Origin of the sequence: Streptomyces acidicola (assembly GCF_009377235.1) — a bacterium.
Taxonomy (GTDB): domain Bacteria; phylum Actinomycetota; class Actinomycetes; order Streptomycetales; family Streptomycetaceae; genus Streptomyces; species Streptomyces acidicola.
The window spans coordinates 1-5207 of record NZ_VMNX01000396.1; the positions used below are offsets into that span (position 1 = coordinate 1).

Below are 5207 nucleotides of genomic sequence, written 5' to 3' on the forward strand. Positions count from 1 at the left end.
GCCCCCGTCTGGGACCCCCACCAGTACCTGCGCCACTCCGGCCATCGCGCCCGCGCCTTCATCGACCTGCTGGCCCACGTGCCCGAGCTCCCCGCCGGGCGCCCCCGCATCGCCGACCTCGGCTGCGGCCCGGGCAACGTCACCCGCCTGCTCGCCGACCGCTGGCCCGGCGCGCACATCACGGGCCTGGACAACTCGCCGGAGATGCTCGCCGAGGCCGGGGCCCTGGCCGGCCCCACCCAGGGCGGCGGCCACCTCGACTTCACGCCCGCGGACGCCACGACCTGGGCGCCCACGGAGCCGCACGACCTGATCTTCAGCAACGCGACCCTCCAATGGGTACGCGGCCACGTCACCCGCTTCCCCGCCTGGGTGGAGGGCCTCACCCCCGGAGGCGTCCTCGCCTTCCAGGTGCCGGGCAACTTCGACTCGCCCGGCCACCGGCTCATGCGCGCACTCGCCCACTCCGCCCGCTGGAAGGACCGGCTCGGCGACACGCTCCGCCACGACGACGCGGTGCTGACCCCCGCCGACTACCTGCACCGGCTCGCCGGCCTCGGCTGCGAGGCCGACGCCTGGGAGACGACGTACCTCCACCTGCTCCAGGGCGAGGACCCCGTCCTGGACTGGGTGAAGGGCACCGGACTGCGGCCGGTCCTCACCGCACTGGGCGACGACGCCGAACCCTTCCTCACCGAGTACCGCGCGGCCCTGCGCGAGGCGTACCCGGCGACCGGGCACGGCACGGTCTACCCGTTCCGCCGCGTGTTCGTCGTGGCCAGGAAACCGGAATGATGATCACGGCCTCGACCATGTGCAGCTCGCCGCCCCGCCCGGCTCGGAGCGCGAGCTGCGCTCGTACTACGTCGGCGTCCTCGGTATGACCGAGGTCCCCAAGCCGCCCGCACTGGCCCCCGCGGGGGCTGCTGGTTCCGGGTGGGAGGCGCGCACCTTCACCTGGGGATCGACCAGGCCCCCGCCCGAAGCGGAAATTGTCACTGTCGGCCCGCGCGAAAGGCCCACGTCGGGCTTCGGGTCCGGGACATCGAGGCGTACGCCGCCCGGCTCGCAGCCCGCGACGCGCCCGTCACCTGGGACGACGACCTCCCGGGCCACCGCCGCTTCTACACCGAGGACCCGGTGGGCAACCGGCTGGAGTTCCTGGAGCCGAACGGCTGAGTGCGGCTGAGAACGGGCGGCGCGGGAGATGCGGGAGGTGTACCGCTACCGCTGCGAACGGAGACGGACGCCGTGCGACCTACGGGGTGCGGCCGAGGTGGGTGACGAGGATGCGGATGACGTCGTCGTCGATGAGGTACAGGATGCGGTAGTCGCCGATGTGCAGGCGGCGCATGTCGGGTGACCCGTAGGGAATCGACGCTGCCGGACGAGGATCGTGGGCCAGTTTGTCGATGGTGTCCAGGGCCACAGCGAGGCCGCTCGGGTCTTCCTTCAGGAATCGTGCTGCGGAGTTGAGCGCGCGTGGTTCGAAGATGATCTCGTAGGTCACTGCTGTTCGAGCCCCAGCCGCCTGCGCACCTCGGCCATGGGGATGCCGGGTTCAAGCGTGCCCGCTGCCTTGCGCCGCTCGTAGTCGGCGATTGCCAGGGCATCTTCGAAGTCCTCTATGACCTGCGGTGATACGAGCAGAGCGGCCACATGCCCGTGGTCGGTGAGCGCGATGGTCTCCCGGCCGTGGGCCGCACGGCGGACCAGGTCGCCGAGCTGGGAACGGGCCGCGCTGATCGCAATCTCAGTCATGCGCACATGGTTCCACAAGGATCATCTTGTGGTCCATTAATGCAGCCGCATCCACCCGTTCGGGTGACTCAGTTCTTCCGGCGGCCTATCAGATGCGGCTTCGCCTCCAGCCCGTCAAGGCCGTGCCACGCCAGGTTCACCAGATGGGCCGCCACCTCGGCCTTCTTCGGGCGGCGGACGTCCACCCACCACTGGCCCGTCAGCGCGACCATGCCGACCAGGGCCTGGGCGTACAGAGGGGCCAGCTTGGGGTCGAAGCCGCGGCTCTTGAACTCGCGGCCCAGAATGTCCTCCACCTGGGTCGCGATGTCCGAGATGAGCGAGGCGAAGGAGCCCGTGGACGTAGGGATGGGCGAGTCACGGACCAGGATGCGGAAGCCGTCCGTGTACTCCTCGATGTAGTCCAGCAGCGCGAAAGCCGCCTGCTCGCACAGCTCCCGCGGATGGCCCGCCGTCAGCGAGCTGGTCACCATGTCCAGCAGACGGCGCATCTCACGGTCCACCACGACCGCGTACAGGCCCTCCTTGCCGCCGAAGTGCTCGTACACCACCGGCTTGGAGACCCCGGCCTTGGCCGCGATCTCCTCCACCGACGTGGCCTCGAAGCCCTTCGCGGCGAACAGGGTGCGACCGATCTCAAGGAGTTGCTGACGCCTCTCGGCACCCGTCATCCGGGTTCGGCGAGGGCGCCGCTGCTTGTCGCTGCTGGAGGTACTGCTCGAGTCGGTCGCCACCCGTCAATCATGCCGCCTCGGCGGTCTCCCGCTTGCGCCGGGAGCCGTCCTGCCCCGTGTTCCGGCGGGAATCGATACGCGAGCGTGACGGCCAGCGCACGTCGTACGCCCACCCGCACAGCTCGAACCAGCGGATGAGCCGCGCCGAGGAGTCGACCTGACCCCGCTCCACACCGTGCCGCGCCGACGTCGGGTCCGCGTGATGGAGGTTGTGCCAGGACTCCCCGCACGACAGGACCGCCAGCCACCACACGTTGCCCGAACGGTCGCGCGACTTGAAGGGGCGCTTGCCCACCGCGTGGCAGATCGAGTTGATCGACCAGGTCACATGGTGGAGAAGGGCCACCCGGACGAGCGACCCCCAGAAGAACGCCGTGAACGCGCCCCACCAGGACATGGTCACCAGACCGCCGATCAGCGCGGGCAGCGCCAGGGACACCACCGTCCACAGGAGGAACTGGCGGCTGATCGTACGGATCGCCCTGTCCTTGATCAGATCCGGCGCGTACTTTTCCTGCGGCGTCTGCTCCTCATCGAACATCCAGCCGATATGCGCCCACCACAGGCCCTTCATCAGGGCCGGGACCGTCTCCCCGAACCGCCACGGCGAGTGCGGGTCACCCTCGGCGTCCGAGAACTTGTGGTGCTTGCGATGGTCGGCCACCCAGCGCACCAGCGGCCCCTCGACCGCCATCGAGCCCGCGATCGCCAGCGCGATCCTCAGCGGACGCCTGGCCTTGAAGGAACCGTGCGTGAAGTAGCGGTGGAAACCGATCGTGATGCCGTGGCAGCTCAGGAAGTAGAAGAACACCAGCAGACCGAGATCCACCCAGCTCACCCCCCAGCCCCAGGCCAGCGGCACCGCCGCGAGCAGCGCGAGGAACGGGACGATGATGAAGAGGAGCAGCGCGATCTGCTCGATCGAACGCTTCTGCTCGCCGCCCAGCGTCGCCGAGGGCTGTGCGGTGCCGGTCGCCGTGGTTCCTTGGGAATCGTTCGCCTTCGGGGCGTCTTCGATCACATCGGAGCTTGTGGTCATGGGGCGTCCCCTGTGGGGTTCGAGGGTGGAGGCAGATGCCTGCGGCAACGGCCCGTCGGGGACAGTCACGTTCCCTACGGTTCCGTAACCTACGGCATCGTAAGTATGGCAGCGCGGCGCCCGGCGGCAAGAGCCCGACGGTCTGCGCGTCCGCACGGACACCTATCCTTGGAACCGGTCGGACAGCGCCGTCCGCTCTGTTTTCTGCCCGGACGACCGGTCCCCGAAGCGGCCACGACCCGTCCACGGTCCAGCCGCCCGGCGAACATCCGGGTTCCCTCCCAGACGAGCTTCAACACTGCAAGGAGCCGCACCTGTGAGCAGTGCCGACGACCAGACCACCACGGTCAGCAGTGAACTGCGCGCCGACATCCGGCGCCTCGGCGACCTGCTGGGCGAAACCCTCGTCCGCCAGGAAGGCCCCGAACTCCTCGAACTGGTCGAACGGGTCCGCCGCCTGACCCGCGAGGACGGCGAGGCCGCCGCCGAGCTGCTGCGAGGCATCGAACTGGAGACCGCGGCCAAGCTGGTCCGCGCCTTCTCCACCTACTTCCACCTGGCCAACGTCACCGAGCAGGTCCACCGAGGCCGCGAACTGCGCGCCAAGCGCTCCGCCGAGGGCGGCCTCCTCGCCCGTACCGCCGACCGGCTCAAGGACGCCGACCCCGAGCACCTGCGCGAGACGGTCAGGAACCTCAACGTCCGGCCCGTCTTCACCGCCCACCCGACCGAAGCAGCCCGCCGCTCGGTACTCAACAAGCTGCGCAGGATCGCCGCACTGCTGGAGATGCCGGTCATCGAATCCGACCGGCGCCGTTACGACATCCGTCTGGCCGAGAACATCGACCTCGTCTGGCAGACCGACGAACTCCGCGTCGTCCGCCCCGAGCCCGCCGACGAGGCCCGCAACGCCATCTACTACCTCGACGAACTCCACGCGAACGCCGTCGGCGACGTCCTGGAGGACCTCACCGCCGAACTGGACCGCGTCGGCTTCACCCTCCCGGACGACACCCGACCGCTCACCTTCGGCACCTGGATCGGCGGCGACCGCGACGGCAACCCCAACGTCACCCCGCAGGTCACCTGGGACGTGCTGATCCTCCAACACGAACACGGCATCAACGACGCCCTCGACCTCATCGACGAACTCCGCGGCTTCCTGTCGAACTCCATCCGCTACACCGGAGCCACCCAGGAACTCCTGGACTCCCTCCAGGCCGACCTCGAAGCCCTGCCCGAGATCAGCCCCCGCTACAAGCGCCTCAACGCCGAAGAGCCCTACCGGCTCAAGGCCACCTGCATCCGGCAGAAGCTGGAGAACACCAAGGAGCGCCTCGCCACGGGCATCCCGCACGAGCCGGGCCGCGACTACCTCGGGACCAGCGAACTCCTGGGGGACCTCACCCTCATCCAGAGCTCCCTGCGCGAGCACCGCGGCGGCCTCTTCGCCGACGGCCGGATGAACCGCACCATCCGCACCCTCGCCGCCTTCGGCCTCCAGCTCGCCACCATGGACGTACGTGAACACGCGGACGCCCACCACCACGCCCTCGGCCAGCTCTTCGACCGGCTCGGCGAGGAATCCTGGCGCTACGAGGACATGCCGCGCGAGTACCGCCACAAGCTCCTCGCCAAGGAACTCAGGTCCCGGCGCCCCCTCGCCCCGACCC

General features: G+C 69.4%; 6 protein-coding genes and 1 pseudogene. 3 read left to right on the forward strand and 4 right to left on the reverse strand.

Annotated features, from left to right (window positions below; genetic code table 11):
- Together FPZ41_RS44630 and FPZ41_RS44635 are read left to right on the forward strand one after the other, a co-directional pair.
- On the forward strand, positions 1-795 hold a 795-nt coding region (locus FPZ41_RS44630), incomplete at its 5' end, for a trans-aconitate 2-methyltransferase (protein ID WP_152870425.1).
- Positions 796-814: 19 nt separating this feature from the next.
- A pseudogene (locus tag FPZ41_RS44635) lies at positions 815-1179 on the forward strand (VOC family protein).
- Between the two features lie 79 nt (positions 1180-1258).
- Here FPZ41_RS44635 and FPZ41_RS44640 read toward each other — a convergent pair.
- The 4 genes from FPZ41_RS44640 to FPZ41_RS44655 form a co-directional block, all read right to left on the reverse strand.
- Entirely contained in the window at positions 1259-1510 is a 252-nt protein-coding gene (locus tag FPZ41_RS44640; protein WP_322621529.1) for a type II toxin-antitoxin system RelE family toxin, read from the reverse strand.
- Entirely contained in the window at positions 1507-1761 is a 255-nt protein-coding gene (locus tag FPZ41_RS44645) for a type II toxin-antitoxin system Phd/YefM family antitoxin (RefSeq protein ID WP_152870427.1), read from the reverse strand. The genes FPZ41_RS44640 and FPZ41_RS44645 overlap by 4 nt, the downstream gene beginning before the upstream one ends.
- 68 nt (positions 1762-1829) lie before the next feature.
- Positions 1830-2495, reverse strand: coding sequence for a TetR/AcrR family transcriptional regulator (locus FPZ41_RS44650; protein ID WP_131572120.1), 666 nt, complete (start codon positions 2493-2495; stop codon positions 1830-1832).
- 7 nt (positions 2496-2502) lie between these two features.
- The gene (locus tag FPZ41_RS44655; RefSeq protein ID WP_152870429.1) at positions 2503-3534 is read right to left on the reverse strand and encodes an acyl-CoA desaturase; all 1032 of its coding nucleotides are present in this window, start codon (positions 3532-3534) and stop codon (positions 2503-2505) included.
- Positions 3535-3850: 316 nt separating this feature from the next.
- On the opposite strand from FPZ41_RS44655, the gene FPZ41_RS44660 reads away from it, so the two are divergent.
- Positions 3851-5207: phosphoenolpyruvate carboxylase (locus FPZ41_RS44660; protein ID WP_131572118.1), on the forward strand; the 1357-nt coding region annotated here is incomplete at its 3' end.